Here is a 17,281-nt window from a genome sequence, read left to right as displayed (position 1 = left end):
ACAATTATATAGATTATGTCGTCTCATTACGAATCATCTTATAGAGAACCTCTTGTCTTAGGTAATAAGAGTTACCATGACATTACTGAGGATATTGCTAGGCCTATTGAAGGTAAGGCAAACAAGAATTGGTATATCGCATTCTATATTTCCCTGGCAGGTATGTTATGGGGATTTGGATGTATCTTTTACACCGTTGGAACAGGAATAGGTGTTTGGGGATTAAGTAAAAACATCGGTTGGGCTTGGGATATTACCAACTTTGTATGGTGGGTAGGTATCGGTCACGCTGGTACTCTAATTTCTGCCGTATTATTGCTATTCCGTCAAAAATGGAGAATGGCAATTAACCGTTCAGCGGAGGCCATGACAATTTTCGCAGTATTTCAGGCAGGTTTATTCCCAATTATTCATATGGGACGTCCTTGGAATGGTTACTGGGTATTACCAATTCCTAACCAATTCGGTTCGTTATGGGTAAATTTTAACTCGCCTTTATTATGGGATGTATTTGCGATCTCTACGTATTTATCTGTTTCACTAGTATTCTGGTGGACAGGTTTATTACCTGATTTCGCAACCATTCGTGATAGAGCTGTAAAGCCTTTCCAAAAGAAAATTTACGCATTATTATCATTCGGATGGTCAGGTAGGGCCAAAGATTGGCAACGTTTTGAAGAGGTATCGTTGGTGTTAGCAGGTTTAGCAACTCCTTTAGTACTTTCAGTACATACGATCGTATCTTTTGATTTCGCAACATCCGTTAATCCAGGATGGCACTCTACTATCTTTCCGCCTTATTTTGTTGCAGGTGCAATTTTTTCAGGATTTGCAATGGTTCAAACCCTTTTAGGGGTTATGCGTAAGGTAACTAATTTAGAGGCATATATAACACGTCTTCATGTTGAATATATGAATATTGTAATTATATTAACAGGAGGAATAGTTGCTGTTGCATATGCTACCGAGTTTTTCATTGCTTGGTATACAGGTTCACCGTACGAAAATTATACCTATTTGTCTTTCGGAGCAGAGGCGGGTGCATACGGATGGGCGTTTTGGTCGTTAATGATTTTTAATATCATTATACCGCAAATTCTATGGATTAAGAAGCTTAGAAGAAGTTTTATCGTTTCATTCTTGGTTTCAATTGCAATTAATATTGGAATGTGGTTCGAAAGATTTGATATTATTGCAATTGTATTAAGTAAAGGACAGTTACCATCTACGTGGTGGCGTTTCGAGCCTACTTTCGTTGACGTAGGTATCTTTATAGGAACAATTGGTTTCTTTGGTGTTTTATTCTTGTTATACGCAAGAACTTTTCCCGTAATTCCTACGGCAGAAGTAAAAACAATTTTGAAATCATCTGGAGAGAATTTTAAAAAAATAAGAGAGAAGAACAATGAGCACTAGTAAAGTAATTCACGCATTATATAATGATGATGATATCTTAATGGATGCTGTTAAGAAGGTGAAAGCAGCGCATCATCATATTGAAGAGGTCTTTACACCTTTTCCAGTTCACGGTTTAGATAAAGCAATGGGGTTAGCTCCAACTCGGTTAGCAATAACAGCTTTTCTATACGGAATTACAGGTACCAGTGTTGCCATATGGCTTACCTGGTATACCATGATTGCTGATTGGCCACAAGATATTGGCGGAAAACCAAGTTTTTCATGGATAGAAAATATGCCTGCATTTGTACCTATATTATTTGAATTAACAGTGTTCTTTGCGGCACATCTCATGGTTATAACTTTTTATATGAGAAGTAAATTATGGCCTTTTAAAGATGCTGAAAATCCAGATCCAAGGACAACTGATGATCATTTTTTAATGGAAATTGCAGTAAATAATAACGAAGATGAGTTAACATCGCTATTAGCTTCTACTGGAGCCGTTGAGATTAACGTAGTTGAAAAGCATTAATAAGTAAAGTATGAATAGTTTAAAAATATTTTTGACTTTGTTAGTTGTTACAAGTATCATATCTTGTAACGATAAAAGAAAATCACAGGTACAATATATGCCTGATATGTATGTTTCTGTAGCTTATGATGCCAATGGAGTTACCTCTGCGGGAGGAGTTCCAGTAAACAGAAAGCCTGTAGCCGGAACAGTTAGCAGAAGTGGTATCGTAGCCTATGATATCGCAGATACTAACGAGGGGTATGAAAAAGCGAAAGCTGAATTAAAAAACCCTTTTGTAACTAATGAGAAGAATTTAGCTAAAGGAAAAGAGCTTTATAATATCTATTGCGTTGCATGTCATGGAAAAAAAGGTGATGGAAATGGAATTTTATCACAGAGAGATAAGTTTAACGGGATTCCTAATTATAAAGATAGAGACTTAAATGCAGGTAATATATATCATGTTATTATGTATGGTAAGAATTTGATGGGGTCACATGCTTCACAACTAAGATACAAAGAACGTTGGCAAGTTGTTCAGTATGTAGAGAAATTAAGAAGCGAATTAAAATAATTCTATTTTAGATATTTAAAGATATGTATCAGTTTACAGGAAAATTAAAAATATTTGCACTTGCTTTAATGGTAGTTGGGTTATTAGGTACTGTTTATAATTTTATATCGGCTCCTAGTACCTTAGAAGAAGCTAAAGAAATAATAGCAAAGCAAGAAGGTGCACATCATGGTGGCCATGATGAAGCCAATGTTCATCATGAAAATACCAACCATCATTCAACAAAAGTTCACGCTGAATCACATCATGACAGCAAAGAAGATAAGCACGCATCTTCTGACTCCTCTGCTCATCATAATGATCACTCAGATCATCATGTAGCGCATGCTTTTCATCAAATGCAGAATAGACCATGGTCTGCATTCTATGTTGCTATGTTATTTTCGCTTGGGATCAGTTTATTAGTCTTAGCATTTTATGCCGCCCAAAGAATTGCACATGCGGGTTGGTCAGTTGTTTTATTTAGAGTTTTTGAGGCGATAACCAACAATATCCATTACGTAAGTATATTCATGATAATTTTTATTGGATTGACGGTAATGCATAAAAACCATTTATTTCCATGGATGGCCGAGGGCGTTTTTGACACTCAAAGTCCAAATTATGATCCAATTGTTGATAAAAAACATTGGTGGATGAATGTTCCTGGGTGGGCTATCAGAAGTTTTCTTTACTTAGCAGGTTGGAACATTTTTAGGCTAATTATTAGAAAAAAATCTATAGAACAAGATAACGGAAGTTTAAAGCTTCATAAGAATCTTTACAATATTAGCGTAGGGTTTGTAGTTTTCTTCATGATCTCGGAATCTATGATGTCATGGGACTGGATTATGGGAATCGATCCTCACTGGTTTTCTACATTGTTCGGATGGTATGTATTAGCTACATTGCTTGTTTCTGCTTTAACAGTTATTTCTATGGTTACTATTTATTTAAGATCTAAAGGAGTTTTACCTTTTGTAAATGAGAGTCATATACATGATATAGCTAAGTTTATGTTTGGTTTTTCTGTATTTTGGACCTATTTATGGTTTGCTCAATTTATGCTTATCTGGTATGCAGATATGCCAGAAGAAACAACTTATTTTGCTCAACGATTTAATGAATACAAGTTACCCTTTTTAGGGATGGTGGTCTTAAACTTTGCTTTTCCTGTTTTATTATTAATCAATAGTGATTTTAAGAGTATACCTTGGCTTGTAATTTTAGGTGGTGTTGCTATATTAATCGGTCACTATGTAGATTTATTCGTGATGATCATGCCTGGTACTGTTGGTGCTCAGTGGGGATTTGGTATAGGAGAGATTAGTGCTATTTTGTTCTTTATAGGCTTATTTATTTACGCAACATTTAGTGCTTTTTCTAAGGCTGAAGTTTTAGCAAAAGGGAATCCTTTTTTACATGAAAGTGAAACGCACCATTATTACATTATAGAACACAAGGGTGAAGATAGTAATCATCATTAACAAATAAATAAATTAAAAACAATAATAGTTTATATATTATGCTCGCTTTATTTTACATTTTTATAGCAGTTGCAATAGGAGTTAGTTTTTGGCAAATAACTCGTATTATGAATTTCCGCTCTGTAATTGCTACCGATAAAGATAACGATACACAAGGAAAAATAGCTATTGGATTCTTAGTAATTCTATACGCGTTAATGATTTACAGTTTACTTGCTTGGAATGTAATTATGTTACCAGAAGCCGCTAGTGTTGAAGGTGAACACGATGACAATCTTTTTGATATAACCTTTTGGCTTATTGGGATTGTTCAGTTTGCAATGCAATTTTTAATATTTTATTTTTCTTTCAAATATAGAGGTAGAAAGGACAAAAAAGCTTTGTTTTTTGCCGATAGTCACAAACTAGAACTAATTTGGACAACAATTCCTGCCATTACTATAGTTTTACTGATTGGTTATGGGCTATGGCAATGGAATAATGTTATGTCTATAGGAGATGATGAAAATCCAATTGTTATAGAAGTTTATTCACAACAATTTAGATGGGATGCCCGTTATGCTGGAGAAGATAATGAGTTAGGTTTAGGTAACGTTAATTTCATCAAGGGTATAAATACCATGGGAGTTGATATGACTGATCCAAACTCAAAAGATGATAAGCAGGTAACCGAGTTGTATTTACCAAAAGGAAGGAAAGTATTATTTAAATTCCGTTCACAGGATGTTTTACATTCAGCTTATATGCCACACTTTCGAGCACAAATGAATTGTGTTCCTGGAATGGTCACTCAGTTTGCCTTTACTCCAAAATATACTACAGAGGAAATGCGAAATAATTCTGAGGTAATTGAAAAAACTAAGGGTATTAATAAAATTCGTGCAGCCAAGGGTGAAGAATTATATGAATTTAATTATTTACTTTTATGTAATAAAATTTGCGGGGCTTCTCACTACAATATGCAAATGAAAATTACTGTTGTAGAAGAAGCTGATTATAAAAAATGGTTGTCAGAGCAAAAAACCTTGGCTCAAGTTATTAAATAAGATATTTTAAAACGTATAGATTATGTCAGATCATCATCATAAAGAAACATTTGTAACGAAATATATCTTCACTACAGACCATAAAATGATCTCTAAACAGTTTTTAATAACTGGTATGTTTATGGGAATCATTGGGGTTTTTATGTCCATGTTATTTCGTTTACAAATAGCTTGGCCGGAAACTTCTTTTTCGATAATTGAAGCATTTCTAGGTCATCACCAAACAGACGGAGTAATGGATCCTGATATGTACTTAGCATTAGTTACAATACACGGTACAATCATGGTATTCTTTGTATTAACAGCCGGTTTAAGCGGAACTTTTTCTAATCTTTTGATTCCTTTGCAAATTGGTGCTAGGGATATGGCTTCTGGTTTCTTAAATATGGTTTCATATTGGTTATTTTTCCTTTCATCAATAATAATGGTTATTTCCTTATTTGTCGAAGCAGGGCCTGCTTCTGCAGGATGGACAATTTATCCTCCTTTATCTGCTTTGCCCCAAGCTATTCCAGGTTCAGGCACAGGAATGACGCTATGGCTCGTATCAATGGCTATTTTTATTGCTTCTTCTTTAATTGGATCTTTAAATTATATTGTTACAGTTTTAAACCTCAGAACAAAGGGTATGAAGATGACAAGGCTACCCTTAACTATGTGGGCATTTTTTATAACAGCGATTATTGGGGTGATATCATTTCCTGTACTATTGTCAGCTGCTTTATTATTAATATTTGATAGAAGTTTTGGAACTTCATTTTACCTTTCCGATATCTTTATCTCAGGGGAAGTACTACACTATCAGGGGGGATCACCTGTTTTGTTTGAACATTTATTCTGGTTTTTAGGACACCCTGAAGTCTATATTATCTTATTACCTGCATTAGGTTTAACATCTGAAGTAATTTCAACGAATGCCCGTAAGCCAATCTTTGGTTATCGTGCAATGATCGGATCAATTATAGCAATTGCTTTTTTATCTACAATAGTTTGGGGACATCATATGTTCGTTTCGGGAATGAATCCTTTCTTAGGTTCAGTTTTCACATTTACTACAGTTTTAATTGCAATTCCATCAGCTGTTAAGGCATTTAATTATGTGACAACTTTGTGGAAAGGTAATTTACAAATGAATCCCGCAATGTTGTTTTCGATAGGTTTAGTATCTACTTTTGTTACAGGAGGATTAACAGGGCTTGTATTAGGAGATTCTGCATTAGATATTAATGTTCACGATACTTATTTCGTTGTAGCGCATTTCCATTTAGTAATGGGAGTTTCAGCATTATTTGGAATGTTTGCCGGAATTTATCATTGGTTTCCTAAAATGTATGGTAAAATGATGAATAAAACAATGGGATATTGGCATTTTTGGATTACCATTATATCTGCGTATGGTGTATTTTTTCCAATGCATTTTATTGGGTTAGCTGGACTTCCTAGAAGATATTATACAAATACTAACTTCCCTATGTTTGATGATTTAGCTGATATTAATGTTTTTATTACAGTAATGGCCATTATCGGAGGTTTAGCACAGTTAATATTTTTAGCTAATTATTTTATTTCAATATATAGAGGAGAAAAGGCAACTCAAAACCCATGGAACTCAAATACATTAGAATGGACTACTCCAGTAGAACATATTCATGGAAATTGGCCTGGAGCTATTCCAGAAGTTCATAGATGGGCTTATGATTACAGTAAAACTGATGAAAATAATAATTACATACATGGAAAAGATTTTGTTCCTCAAAATACACCTCTTTTAAATGGAGAGGATCCTTCGTAATTATTTCAAAAAATTTATGAATAAAACCGGCCTTAGATTTTTAAATCTAAGGCCGGTTTTATTCATAATGATTATTACTACTCTAGTCTTTAATATTTATTTTTACCTAAAATGTCATTAAATATTATTCTCAATAATTATACTATCTTATAAATATGATTATCTAATAAAGATTAGAGAATAAACTTCCTCATTTTAAACAATTTTAATAAGATTATTTATCAGCAATAGGAAGCATACTTAATTAAGTTTTAAAATAAAATATCTTATAGATATGCAAAACAAGTAGAAAAAGGAATCTAATATTCTTTTTTATTTGATTACGATTTTATACTCTTTGTAATTGGATTTAGCACCAATTTTTATGATATAAGTACCTGTACTTGCATAGGACATGTCAAGATCATACTTATATTCAGCGCCTGATTTTGAAATATTATTAAAAACGATTGTTTTACCCAATATATCATAAACCCTGAAGGTAAGTATTCCTGTATACCCTGTTTTTAAAAGAAAAGTATATTTCTTATTGGGCAATGTCAGTACTTTTAGATCAGAATCCTTTATAATGATATTATTGTTTGTGTTTTCATCCGTTATGTTAACTAAATAATCATGAACCTCTCCAAATCCATAATCACCGCATGGATCCTTAATATCACCATCTCCTATTTCAGCAATCGCTTTTATTCGCAATTTGTGTTTTCCTAAATTAGCATCAGGAGGAAGTGTAAATTCAAATTTTTCTAACGAATTAGCGACACTGAACATTTCTCCCTTAATTACATGTTCATTTTCATCAAACGAGCTACTATCATTGTAATCAATCCATACAGATATTGTTTGCCCTGATGGACTTTCACTCCAATTATGTTGTACTTCTAATACATGTTGTTCTGTTCGATTTAAATCAGTTATGTATTTTGTTCTATCTACATACCCAAGAATATTTCCGGTTGAATTACAACCATCTTCTCCATTATCTACATTAATATTCCCTAAAATTATCTGCTTTATACCATCCTCCATACACCCAAATTTAGCTTCAGGAACACAATGTCTAATTGAATTGGTTATATTTATAATCTTACTATTGTTTTGTGAATTTTCGTCGCCATCCAACTCGGTACTTGTTTTTATTTCATAATTAACATTTAATACGGACATATCAAAAGTTGTATCAAATGTATAAACTGCAGATGTGTATGGCAATAAAGTATTTTTGAATGTTTCTGTAATCTTTGATTCTCCATTTATTGAGTAGCTAATTGTAAAATTACTTTGACTATTTTTTCCGTAATTGGTAATCAGAACAGTCACTTCCTCTAAACTCGTTGGAGTTGCCCCAGTTGGGGCTACTATACGAGAAACACCAATGTCATTATTCAATGGTTCACTAATTTGAAATACACCAACCATATTACTCCTATTTCCATTATTAAAATATTCACCTACAAACCAAAAATCAGAATTGTTAGATGGATCCACTGTGAGATGTGAATAGTCAGCATATCTATAAATTGGATTGTCGGATGTACTTAAAACAATTAGTTCTTCTTGTCCCGTCATTACGTTTAGTGGATCGTCATGAAATCTACCTGTGTATCTTAATGAAATACTTTCATCTGTACTTACAGATGAATATGCCATAGCAATATTACCTTGTTCGTCGATTCCCATACTAGCTCCAAAAGCATGTCTATTACCAGGAGCAGTATAAGTACCTTCTTGATGAACAAACCAAGGTTGACCATCCCCATTTTGTCTTAATTCATACCACCTTATTCCTGCCAATTCGTTTGTAGTATTCGTGTTTACGACAAAATTAAATATGGCAGAATTGTAAGTACTAAACTTTCTAAACTGAGCTTGATTCATAATTGCGCCTTGCATAGCGTCAATATCAGGTCCTGTTGGTTGCGATAAATTAGAAAAATCACCGCCATCAAAAACTGATGTGAATGGTGTTGTGGGTATCTCAATTGGTGCCGATATTGAGGAGTTAACAGGGTTATTCCAGTCAATATTAATGTTCCATAATTTTAGATGATCAGTGTCAATCCCTTCCCAAGCATCATCTTGCAAGTATACAAGAGTAGCGTTACCATCTGAAGGCAAGTTGTCATCAATTACATTAAATACTTGCGGGCTGTAAAATCCGTTAGTAACCATACCTGTTAAGGTAAAAGATTGAATACTAGCACTGCTATCTCCATTTAGCATCTTATCCCTTTCTAAAGCCCAAACTTGACCATTCCTTATATTGTTTGAATCATCACTTTCAGAGATATTAGCTGTCACATAGTAGGCGTCTGACCAAATAGAAAACTTAGTATAATCTGGAAAAGTTCCTGTTTGAAATGAATCTGCACTATATGTATGCCAGCCTCCATTCACGGGATCATTTGTCTGTGAAATAGCGATATGGAATCCATTTGGGTTATCTTCAAATTCGGTAACAATGTATCTGTCAGCTTCTGAATCATAAAGTACAATAGGATCACCATCGGCACTTCCTGGAAACAATGTTTCTAAACTAATAGCTTCTGATGCGGGTGTACCATCTTTATTAAAAATCCTAAAGGCTGTATTCCAGGCCGTGATATAATAATCCCTACCAACGGCTCCTGTTGGATCTGAAGGAGAATCAGTCTGATTTGTTGACTCAAATGTAAATTTAGTTGATTTTATTTTTTTTGTAGCGGATCTTTTTTGCGTACTCAATAGCGGATCAAATTGTCTAGGAAGTCCCTTTCCTGGTATAACTTTATTCCCCTTAATTTTTTTATCCTTAGCGTAAGGGGTTTTCTTATTTTTCGATGGTGAGATCAAAGTACCTCTTTTAATCTGTTCTTTTATACTTGGTATAAAGTTGTATTTCAATTGTCCAGTCCATGTTGTTTTTTGGGATGTCTTTTGACCAAATAGTACTGAAGTCAAAATTATCGACATCATGAAGGGTAGATACTTAAGTCTCATTTCAAGTTTTATTTTGTATGATTGGGAAATTTATATTTACTCTATATCCTAAACTAAGGTTTTTAATAAACATGCAAAATACTTCTTTTTTTTTATAAAACGTTATTTTTCAGTGTTAAAGGGGGGGGTGATGAAATAAAATTGTAGTTAAAATAAATTTGTAAATTATAAAATAAATTAAAATAATTTGAACTATTCATTGGTTGTGAGTAACATTTATTACAAATCAGATACTATATTTGGAGTATATTTGTATGTGTATGAATGAACATTTAAATCCAGATAAAAATAACTATTCTCATGAAGAGTTAGATGTAGAGAAAAAGCTTAGACCTCTTTCATTTAGTGATTTTACTGGGCAGGATCAGGCACTTGAAAATCTACAAATTTTTGTAGAGGCTGCTAATAGGCGGGGAGAAGCTTTAGATCATACGTTATTTCATGGTCCTCCTGGACTTGGAAAAACTACGTTAGCTCATATTTTAGCAAATGAATTGAAGGTAGGGATCAAGGTAACTTCAGGTCCTGTTTTAGATAAACCGGGAGATTTAGCCGGTTTATTAACTAACTTAGAGGAGAGAGATGTTCTGTTCATAGATGAAATTCATAGGTTAAGTCCTATTGTTGAAGAGTATTTATATTCTGCAATGGAAGACTTTAAAATAGATATTATGATAGAGTCGGGACCAAACGCAAGAACCGTTCAAATTAATTTGGAGCCATTTACTCTGGTTGGTGCCACAACTCGTTCTGGTTTACTAACAGCTCCAATGAGGGCAAGATTTGGAATTAGTAGTAGGTTACAATATTATTCAACCGAGTTACTAAGTACAATTATAGAACGTAGTGCTTTTATTTTGAAGGTCCCTATTTCACTAGAAGCAGCGATTGAAATAGCAGGAAGAAGTAGGGGAACGCCACGTATTGCCAATGCTTTACTCAGAAGGGTTAGAGATTTTGCTGAGATTAAAGGAGATGGAAATATTACTGTTGGCATAGCAAAATATGCTTTAACGGCTTTAAATGTAGATGCATATGGTTTAGATGAAATGGATAATAAGATTTTAAGCACAATTGTTGATAAATTTAAAGGCGGACCAGTTGGTCTGACTACTTTAGCAACAGCTGTAGCAGAGAATGCGGAGACGATAGAAGAAGTATATGAACCCTTTTTAATTCAGCAGGGATTCATTATGCGTACACCCAGAGGACGAGAAGTCACGGATTTAGCCTATAAACATTTGGGACGCACAAGAAGTTCGTCTCAGGGGGAATTGTTTTAATTGATTAGTAATCTATTTTATTAATGTGGTTACTATAACGATACGAAAATCAAAACGTTGGTATTTATTTAAAATTAATGCTAAAAGCTTAGTTTATTTAACTTAAAGATGAAATTGATTAAGAAGTTAATACCTGTTTTTGCTTGGTTACCAAGCTATAAAAAGGAGTATTTACAAAATGACATATTTGCAGGAATCACTGTTGCCATTGTTTTAATACCACAAAGTATTGCATATGCTTTAATAGCTGGTTTACCTCCAATCTATGGGTTATATACAGCTTTAGTTCCTCAAGTTATTTATGCAGTTTTTGGATCATCACGTCAGGTTGCGATAGGTCCTGTAGCAATGGATTCACTTATCGTAGCAACGGGAGTTTCTACGTTAGCTTTGGTAGGATCAGAAAGCTATATATCTATAGCAATACTATTAGCAATGATTGTAGGAAGTATGCAATTGCTTATGGGAGTTTTTCAATTAGGTTTTATAGTTAACTTTTTATCTAGACCCGTTATTACGGGATTTACTTCTGCAGTTGCTTTGACTATTGGTTTAAATCAATTTAAAAATCTTCTTGGTGTAGAGTTCCTTCAAAGTGATCAGATTCATATTTTGGTAGATGATATTATTAACAGAATTCAGTTTTTAAATATTAAAACAACTATAATTGGTCTGCTAGCTTGTATTACAATCTTTTTATTTAGAAAATTAAATAAAAAAATTCCAAATGCGTTGATCGTAGTCACAAGTGGAATTATTTTAATAAAGTACTTTGGTGATAGTTGGGAAGGTGTTGATATCGTAAAAGGGGTACCTTCAGGTTTACCAAGTTTTTCTATTCCTGTTATCGATATTCCATTAATAAAAGAATTAATGCCAATAGCATTAACTTTAGTTATGGTAGGATATCTTGAGACTATCTCCATAGGAAAAACTTTAGAAGCTAAACAAGATCAATATAGAGTTCAACCTAATCAAGAACTAATAGCATTAGGACTTAGCAATATTTTAGGATCTTTTTTTAAAGCATACCCTTCTGCTTCTAGTTTTTCTAGATCAGCAATTAACGCTGAGTCTAATGGGAAAACAGGGGTTGCAGCCTTTGTATCTTCTATACTTGTTATGTTAACATTATTATATCTTACACCAGTCTTTTATTACCTTCCTAAATCAATACTGGCGGCAATTATTATTGTGGCAGTATTTAATTTAATTAACATAAGAGAGGCTAGACGATTATGGAGTGCAAATAATCTTGATTTTTGGTTATTAGTAGCTACCTTCTTTTCTACTTTGGTTTTTGGAATTGAATATGGTATTTTGGTAGGAGTAGGGCTTTCATTGATTTTATTAATTTATAGAACATCAAGACCTTATGTTACTGAGCTAGGAAAGGTTCCTAATTCAGATTTTTATAGAAATAAAAACAGGTTTAAAGAAGTTCTGATAGATAACCAGGTTCTGGTATTTCGGTTTGACGCACAACTCTTTTATGCTAATGCTGGATACTTTAGAGATAAATTAGAGGAAATGACAGGTGAAAAAGGAGCGGTATTAAAGTTGATAGTATTGGATGCAGAAAGTATTAATAGAGTTGACAGTACAGGTGTTGATATGCTAATAGAAAGAATTCGATTTTATAAGAAAAAGGAAATCACTTTTTATTTGGCAGGGGTAAAAGGTCCTGTTAGAGATGCTCTTTTTAGAGGTGGTGTATTAGATGAAATTTCAATAGATCACTTTTTCATGAGAGCAAATGGTGCAGTTCATTATTTTAAAACAGGAGATAATTTAAATCAAAAAAAATACGCACAATACATTCATCAAGCGTATCGATAATAAACAAATAATATATTTATATTATGAAGATAGAACAAATTTATACAGGTTGTTTGGCTCAGGGGGCGTACTATGTTGAAAGCGGAGGAGAAGTCGCCATTATAGATCCATTGAGAGAGGTTCAATCTTATATAAACAAAGCAAAGGAAAACAAAGCTAAGATTAAGTATATTTTTGAAACGCATTTTCATGCTGATTTTGTTAGTGGTCATGTTACTTTAGCTGAAAAAACTGGGGCAACTATAGTCTATGGTCCAACGGCAAAAACAAAGTTTAAGGCACATATAGCCGAAGATTATGAAGTTTTTCAATTAGGAGAAATAACTATTTCAGCGCTACATACACCTGGGCATACTATGGAAAGTACCACTTATTTGTTAAAGGATAAAGATGGTAATAACCATGCTATATTTAGTGGAGATACACTTTTTTTAGGAGATGTAGGGAGGCCTGACTTAGCTCAAAAAACAAATGATTTAACTCAAGAAGAGTTGGCAAGTTTTCTATTTGATAGTCTTAGAAATAAAATCATGACATTAGAAGATGATGTTATTGTTTATCCTGCACATGGCGCTGGTTCTGCCTGTGGTAAAAACTTAAGTAAAGAAACTATTGGAACGATAGGAGATCAAAGAAAAACAAACTATGCACTTCGTCATGATATGACTAAGGAAGAGTTTATTAATGAAGTTACGGATGGTTTATTACCGCCCCCGGCATACTTTCCTTTAAATGTTAAAATGAATAAAGAGGGCTACAGGTCTGTTGACGATGTTATTAAAAATAGTTCAAGATCTCTCTTGCCAGATGAGTTTGAAAAAAAAGCAAATGAAACCGATGCGATAATCCTTGATGTAAGACATCAATCAGAATTTATAAAAGGATTTATTCCTCAATCTATTTTTATAGGCTTAAAAGGTACATTTGCTCCATGGGTAGGGGCCTTAATTAAGGATATTCATCAGCCTATTTTACTGATAACGCCAAAGGGAGAAGAAGAAACAACAATAACTCGACTTTCTAGAGTTGGCTTTGATAATGTTTTAGGGTATTTAGATAACGGTTTTGAAACTTGGAAAGATGCTGGTAAAGAAATAGACACCTTGTTGTCAATTTCAGCATATGAGCTAGAAAATAAATTATTAAATAAAGCACTAGTTTTTGACGTACGAAAACCTGGAGAGTATGAGATTGGACATATTAAAAATGTGCCAAATACTCCATTAGATTTTTTGAATAAATTTATTGAAGGATTTCCTCTTGATCAGGATTTTTACGTTCATTGTGCAGGAGGCTATCGATCTGTTATTGCTGCTTCTATATTAAAAGCAAGGGGTTATCATCATGTTATTGATGTAGCAGGAGGGTACAAAGCAATTAAAGAAACAACTATACCAAGAACGATGCAGGCTTGTTCATTAAAAAAGCAATAAGTTTATGATAAAATTGATAAGAATTTACTTCGTCATATTATTTTTTATTTCATGCGAACAAAAAAATAAAAATTTTGTGAATATAAAAACATCAGATTTAAAAACAGTATTAAGTACCCATTCAGACATTCAATTAGTTGATGTAAGGACACCCGAAGAATATGCTGAAGGAAAAATAAACAACGCGATTAATATTGATGTTACTTCAGATAATTTTGAAGAAAGAGTATCGAATTCATTAAAAAAAGATTCACCAGTTTATCTATATTGCAGGTCTGGAGGTAGAAGTGTTATTGCATCCAAAATACTGATAAATAAGGGTTTTGAGGTCTATAACTTAGAGGGGGGCTATATAAATTGGGAAAGTAAAGCTAATTAGAAAAATACGAGATTCTGAATATTAAAGAATTGTACCACTATAATATTTTTATTATATGGAAGTATCTTACAAAGTATTAATTAAAGTACGTCTTTGAATCAGTTGGAAAGTAAATTGATAATTTATTTAGGATAAGCAATTGATTAAGTTTCGAAAAGAAAATTAAGTACTTTTAAATAAATAAAAAAGCGAAAAATATTTCGCTTTTTTATTTATTGGTTTGAATTTATGTTAAGCTTGCACTAGATTTTAATTTACAAACTTCCTTAATTCGTTTTATAGCCTCTCGTAATTGTAATTCAGATGCAGCATAAGACATTCTAATGCAGTTTGGAGCTCCGAAAGCATCACCTGTAACGGTAGCAACGTTGGCTTCTTCCAGTAAGAACATTGAAAAGTCATTTGCATTTTTTATTTCTTTTCCTTTTAGTGTTTTTCCAAAAAAGGCAGAAATATCTGGGAATATATAAAAAGCACCTTCAGGAATATTTAATTTAAATCCTTCAATTTCATTTAACAATTTTAAAACTAAATCTCTTCTGTTTTTGAACTCATCAACCATATATTTTACTTTAGAAGGTGGAGCTAAAACTGCAGTTATAGCAGCTCTTTGAGCAATACAGTTTGTACCTGAAGTAATTTGACCTTGCATTTTAGTACATGCCTTGGCAATCCATTCTGGAGCTCCAATATATCCGATTCTCCATCCAGTCATAGCAAAAGCTTTAGCCAAGCCATTTACTGTAATAGTTCTATCATACATACTTTCAATAGCAGCAAAACTAAATAGTTTACTACCATAGTTAATATGCTCGTAAATCTCATCTGAAAGTATATAGATTTGAGGATGCTTTTCTAAAACAGCAGCCAAAGCCCTGTATTCTTCTTCACTATAAATAGAACCACTTGGGTTATTAGGCGAATTAAAGAAGACCATTTTTGTTTTTGGTGTAATAACCGCTTCTAATTGCTCTGGAGTAATTTTAAAGTCGTTATCAATACTTGAAGGAATTTCAATAAATTTTGCCTCACAAAGCGTTGCTATTGCTGAGTAACTTACCCAATAAGGAGCAGGAAGTATTACTTCATCTCCTGGGTTTAATAAAACTTGCGCAACATTCGCTATGGATTGTTTCGCTCCAGTAGATACAACAACCTGATTGGGTTTATATTTTATGTTGTTATCTCTTTCAAATTTATGACAAATTGCTTCTTTGAGATCTAAGTATCCATCAACCGGTGTATATGAATTAAAGTCTTGATTAATTGCTTCAATAGCGGCTTCCTTAATAAATTCAGGAGTGTTAAAGTCAGGCTCGCCTAAGCTTAAGCTAATAATGTCTTTACCTTCATTTTTTAGCTCCCTCGCTTTTGCTGCCATAGCTAAAGTTTGAGAAACGGGTAAACTTTTAATTCTGTTTGATAATTCGTTTGACATTGTTTGTATTAATTCTGTTGTTGATTTTATGCTAGCTGTGGTTTTTTCCCTAGTTCAGCTAAGTGTTTAAAATGTTCAATAATTGCTTTTCTAGTTGTCTTATACTCGTTATAAGGAAGATTGAATTCCATCGCTGTTTCCTTTACGATTTGAGCAAGTTTTTTATAATGAATATGTGAAATATTAGGAAAAATATGATGTTCTACTTGATGGTTTAGACCTCCTGTGTAAAAATTAATAAACCAATTTTTAGGAGCAAAGTTAGCTGTTGTGTAAAGTTGGTGTATTGCCCAAGTATTTTTCATATTACCATTTTCATCAGGAAGAGGCATGTCAGTTTTAGGTACCACATGAGCCAACTGAAAAATGATACTTAATATGATTCCTGCAGTATAATGCATTACAAAAAAACCGATTAGTACTTTCCACCATGAAATTTTAAGTACTGCTATTGGAAGAACTATCCATAATGAATAGTAAATGAGTTTTGAAATCACTAACTTGGTCCATTCCGTCGTTGGATTAGGAAATTTCCCATAGGATAACTTTCTCTTTAAAAAACTTTTCATTTGTTTAAAATCTGTAGTTATAGCCCAATTGATGGTAAGTAAACCATAAAGAAGGAAAGAATAATATTTTTGGAATTTATGAATCCATAACCAATTTGAATGTTTGGAAAAACGAATAATTCTTCCCGCGTCAATGTCTTCGTCATGGTCTTTGATATTGGTATAAGTATGATGGAGAACATTATGTTGAACTTTCCAGTTGTATACGTTACCTGCTAGTATATAAATACTGCTTCCCATTAATTTGTTAACCCATTTATTGCTTGAGAAAGATTCATGATTGGCATCATGCATTACATTCATTCCTACACCAGCCATCCCTACTCCCATAATAATGGAAAGCATTAATTTTAACCATTGGGACATGTCTACTGTTAAAATCAAGACAAAAGGAACTAAAAATATTGAAAACATAACAATAGCTTTACTGTAAAGTTTCCAGTTTCCAGTCCGTTTAATATTGTTTTCTTTAAAATAATTATTTACACGCTTGTTTAATGTTCTAAAGAACTTTTGTTTATCTATCCGAGAGAAGTTTACCGTCTTCATTTGTTGTTTGTTATTAAAA

13 protein-coding genes are annotated in these 17,281 nt (G+C 33.1%); 10 read left to right on the top strand and 3 right to left on the bottom strand.

Going from position 1 to position 17,281, the window contains the following annotated elements:
* Positions 1–15: 15 nt before the first annotated feature.
* Genes nrfD through AC2GW8_RS08030 form a run of 6 tightly spaced genes read left to right on the top strand, consistent with a single transcriptional unit; the run spans position 16 to position 6,793 of the window.
* A complete protein-coding gene (nrfD, locus tag AC2GW8_RS08055) occupies positions 16–1,416 on the top strand; it encodes an NrfD/PsrC family molybdoenzyme membrane anchor subunit (protein WP_440879359.1) in 1,401 nt (466 codons plus the stop codon).
* On the top strand, positions 1,406–1,933 hold the full coding sequence (locus AC2GW8_RS08050) for a DUF3341 domain-containing protein (RefSeq protein ID WP_440879358.1): 528 nt from the start codon (positions 1,406–1,408) through the stop codon (positions 1,931–1,933). Before nrfD ends, AC2GW8_RS08050 begins: the two co-directional genes overlap by 11 nt.
* Positions 1,934–1,943: 10 nt before the next feature.
* Positions 1,944–2,489 carry a c-type cytochrome gene (locus AC2GW8_RS08045; RefSeq protein ID WP_440879357.1) on the top strand — a complete coding sequence of 182 codons (546 nt, stop codon included), beginning with the start codon at positions 1,944–1,946 and terminating at the stop codon, positions 2,487–2,489.
* 23 nt (positions 2,490–2,512) lie between these two features.
* Positions 2,513–3,955, top strand: coding sequence for a quinol:cytochrome C oxidoreductase (locus tag AC2GW8_RS08040; RefSeq protein WP_440879356.1), 1,443 nt, complete (start codon positions 2,513–2,515; stop codon positions 3,953–3,955).
* Between the two features lie 38 nt (positions 3,956–3,993).
* On the top strand, positions 3,994–5,001 hold the full coding sequence (locus AC2GW8_RS08035; RefSeq protein ID WP_440879355.1) for a cytochrome c oxidase subunit II: 1,008 nt from the start codon (positions 3,994–3,996) through the stop codon (positions 4,999–5,001).
* Between the two features lie 22 nt (positions 5,002–5,023).
* Positions 5,024–6,793 carry a cytochrome c oxidase subunit I gene (locus AC2GW8_RS08030; RefSeq protein ID WP_440879354.1) on the top strand — a complete coding sequence of 590 codons (1,770 nt, stop codon included), beginning with the start codon at positions 5,024–5,026 and terminating at the stop codon, positions 6,791–6,793.
* A 312-nt stretch (positions 6,794–7,105) separates the two neighbouring features.
* Here the strand turns inward: AC2GW8_RS08030 and AC2GW8_RS08025 are convergent, their stop codons facing one another.
* Positions 7,106–9,772 (bottom strand): GEVED domain-containing protein, encoded by a 2,667-nt coding sequence (locus AC2GW8_RS08025; RefSeq protein WP_440879353.1) that lies wholly within the window; start codon positions 9,770–9,772, stop codon positions 7,106–7,108.
* 260 nt (positions 9,773–10,032) lie between these two features.
* Between AC2GW8_RS08025 and ruvB the strand changes: the two genes are divergently transcribed.
* The 4 genes from ruvB (at position 10,033) to AC2GW8_RS08005 (ending at position 14,706) form a co-directional block, all read left to right on the top strand.
* Entirely contained in the window at positions 10,033–11,055 is a 1,023-nt protein-coding gene (gene ruvB, locus AC2GW8_RS08020) for a Holliday junction branch migration DNA helicase RuvB (RefSeq protein ID WP_440879352.1), read from the top strand.
* Positions 11,056–11,163: 108 nt separating this feature from the next.
* The gene (locus tag AC2GW8_RS08015; RefSeq protein ID WP_440879351.1) at positions 11,164–12,894 is read left to right on the top strand and encodes a SulP family inorganic anion transporter; all 1,731 of its coding nucleotides are present in this window, start codon (positions 11,164–11,166) and stop codon (positions 12,892–12,894) included.
* Positions 12,895–12,917: 23 nt separating this feature from the next.
* Positions 12,918–14,327, top strand: a complete 1,410-nt coding sequence (locus AC2GW8_RS08010; RefSeq protein ID WP_440879350.1) for an MBL fold metallo-hydrolase — start codon at positions 12,918–12,920, stop codon at positions 14,325–14,327.
* Positions 14,328–14,403: 76 nt separating this feature from the next.
* Positions 14,404–14,706 (top strand): rhodanese-like domain-containing protein, encoded by a 303-nt coding sequence (locus AC2GW8_RS08005; protein ID WP_440879349.1) that lies wholly within the window; start codon positions 14,404–14,406, stop codon positions 14,704–14,706.
* A 226-nt stretch (positions 14,707–14,932) separates the two neighbouring features.
* Here the strand turns inward: AC2GW8_RS08005 and AC2GW8_RS08000 are convergent, their stop codons facing one another.
* Positions 14,933–16,144, bottom strand: a complete 1,212-nt coding sequence (locus AC2GW8_RS08000; RefSeq protein ID WP_440879348.1) for a pyridoxal phosphate-dependent aminotransferase — start codon at positions 16,142–16,144, stop codon at positions 14,933–14,935.
* Between the two features lie 26 nt (positions 16,145–16,170).
* Complete coding sequence (locus AC2GW8_RS07995; protein ID WP_440879347.1) at positions 16,171–17,262, bottom strand: fatty acid desaturase family protein; 1,092 nt, start codon at positions 17,260–17,262, stop codon at positions 16,171–16,173.
* Between the last annotated feature and the right edge of the window lie 19 nt (positions 17,263–17,281).

This window comes from Tenacibaculum profundi, assembly GCF_057162725.1.
Note: the sequence above shows the minus strand (reverse complement) of the source record. Positions and strands in the feature narration are given on the sequence as shown.

Excerpts from the sequence above, each read along its gene's own strand:
- nrfD (WP_440879359.1), top strand. The coding sequence starts at position 16 with ATGTCGTCTCATTACGAATCATCTTATAGAGAACCTCTTGTCTTAGGT.
- AC2GW8_RS08050 (WP_440879358.1), top strand. The coding sequence starts at position 1,406 with ATGAGCACTAGTAAAGTAATTCACGCATTATATAATGATGATGATATC.
- AC2GW8_RS08045 (WP_440879357.1), top strand. The coding sequence starts at position 1,944 with ATGAATAGTTTAAAAATATTTTTGACTTTGTTAGTTGTTACAAGTATC.
- AC2GW8_RS08040 (WP_440879356.1), top strand. The coding sequence starts at position 2,513 with ATGTATCAGTTTACAGGAAAATTAAAAATATTTGCACTTGCTTTAATG.
- AC2GW8_RS08035 (WP_440879355.1), top strand. The coding sequence starts at position 3,994 with ATGCTCGCTTTATTTTACATTTTTATAGCAGTTGCAATAGGAGTTAGT.
- AC2GW8_RS08030 (WP_440879354.1), top strand. The coding sequence starts at position 5,024 with ATGTCAGATCATCATCATAAAGAAACATTTGTAACGAAATATATCTTC.
- AC2GW8_RS08025 (WP_440879353.1), bottom strand. The coding sequence starts at position 9,772 with ATGAGACTTAAGTATCTACCCTTCATGATGTCGATAATTTTGACTTCA.
- ruvB (WP_440879352.1), top strand. The coding sequence starts at position 10,033 with ATGAATGAACATTTAAATCCAGATAAAAATAACTATTCTCATGAAGAG.
- AC2GW8_RS08015 (WP_440879351.1), top strand. The coding sequence starts at position 11,164 with ATGAAATTGATTAAGAAGTTAATACCTGTTTTTGCTTGGTTACCAAGC.
- AC2GW8_RS08010 (WP_440879350.1), top strand. The coding sequence starts at position 12,918 with ATGAAGATAGAACAAATTTATACAGGTTGTTTGGCTCAGGGGGCGTAC.
- AC2GW8_RS08000 (WP_440879348.1), bottom strand. The coding sequence starts at position 16,144 with ATGTCAAACGAATTATCAAACAGAATTAAAAGTTTACCCGTTTCTCAA.
- AC2GW8_RS07995 (WP_440879347.1), bottom strand. The coding sequence starts at position 17,262 with ATGAAGACGGTAAACTTCTCTCGGATAGATAAACAAAAGTTCTTTAGA.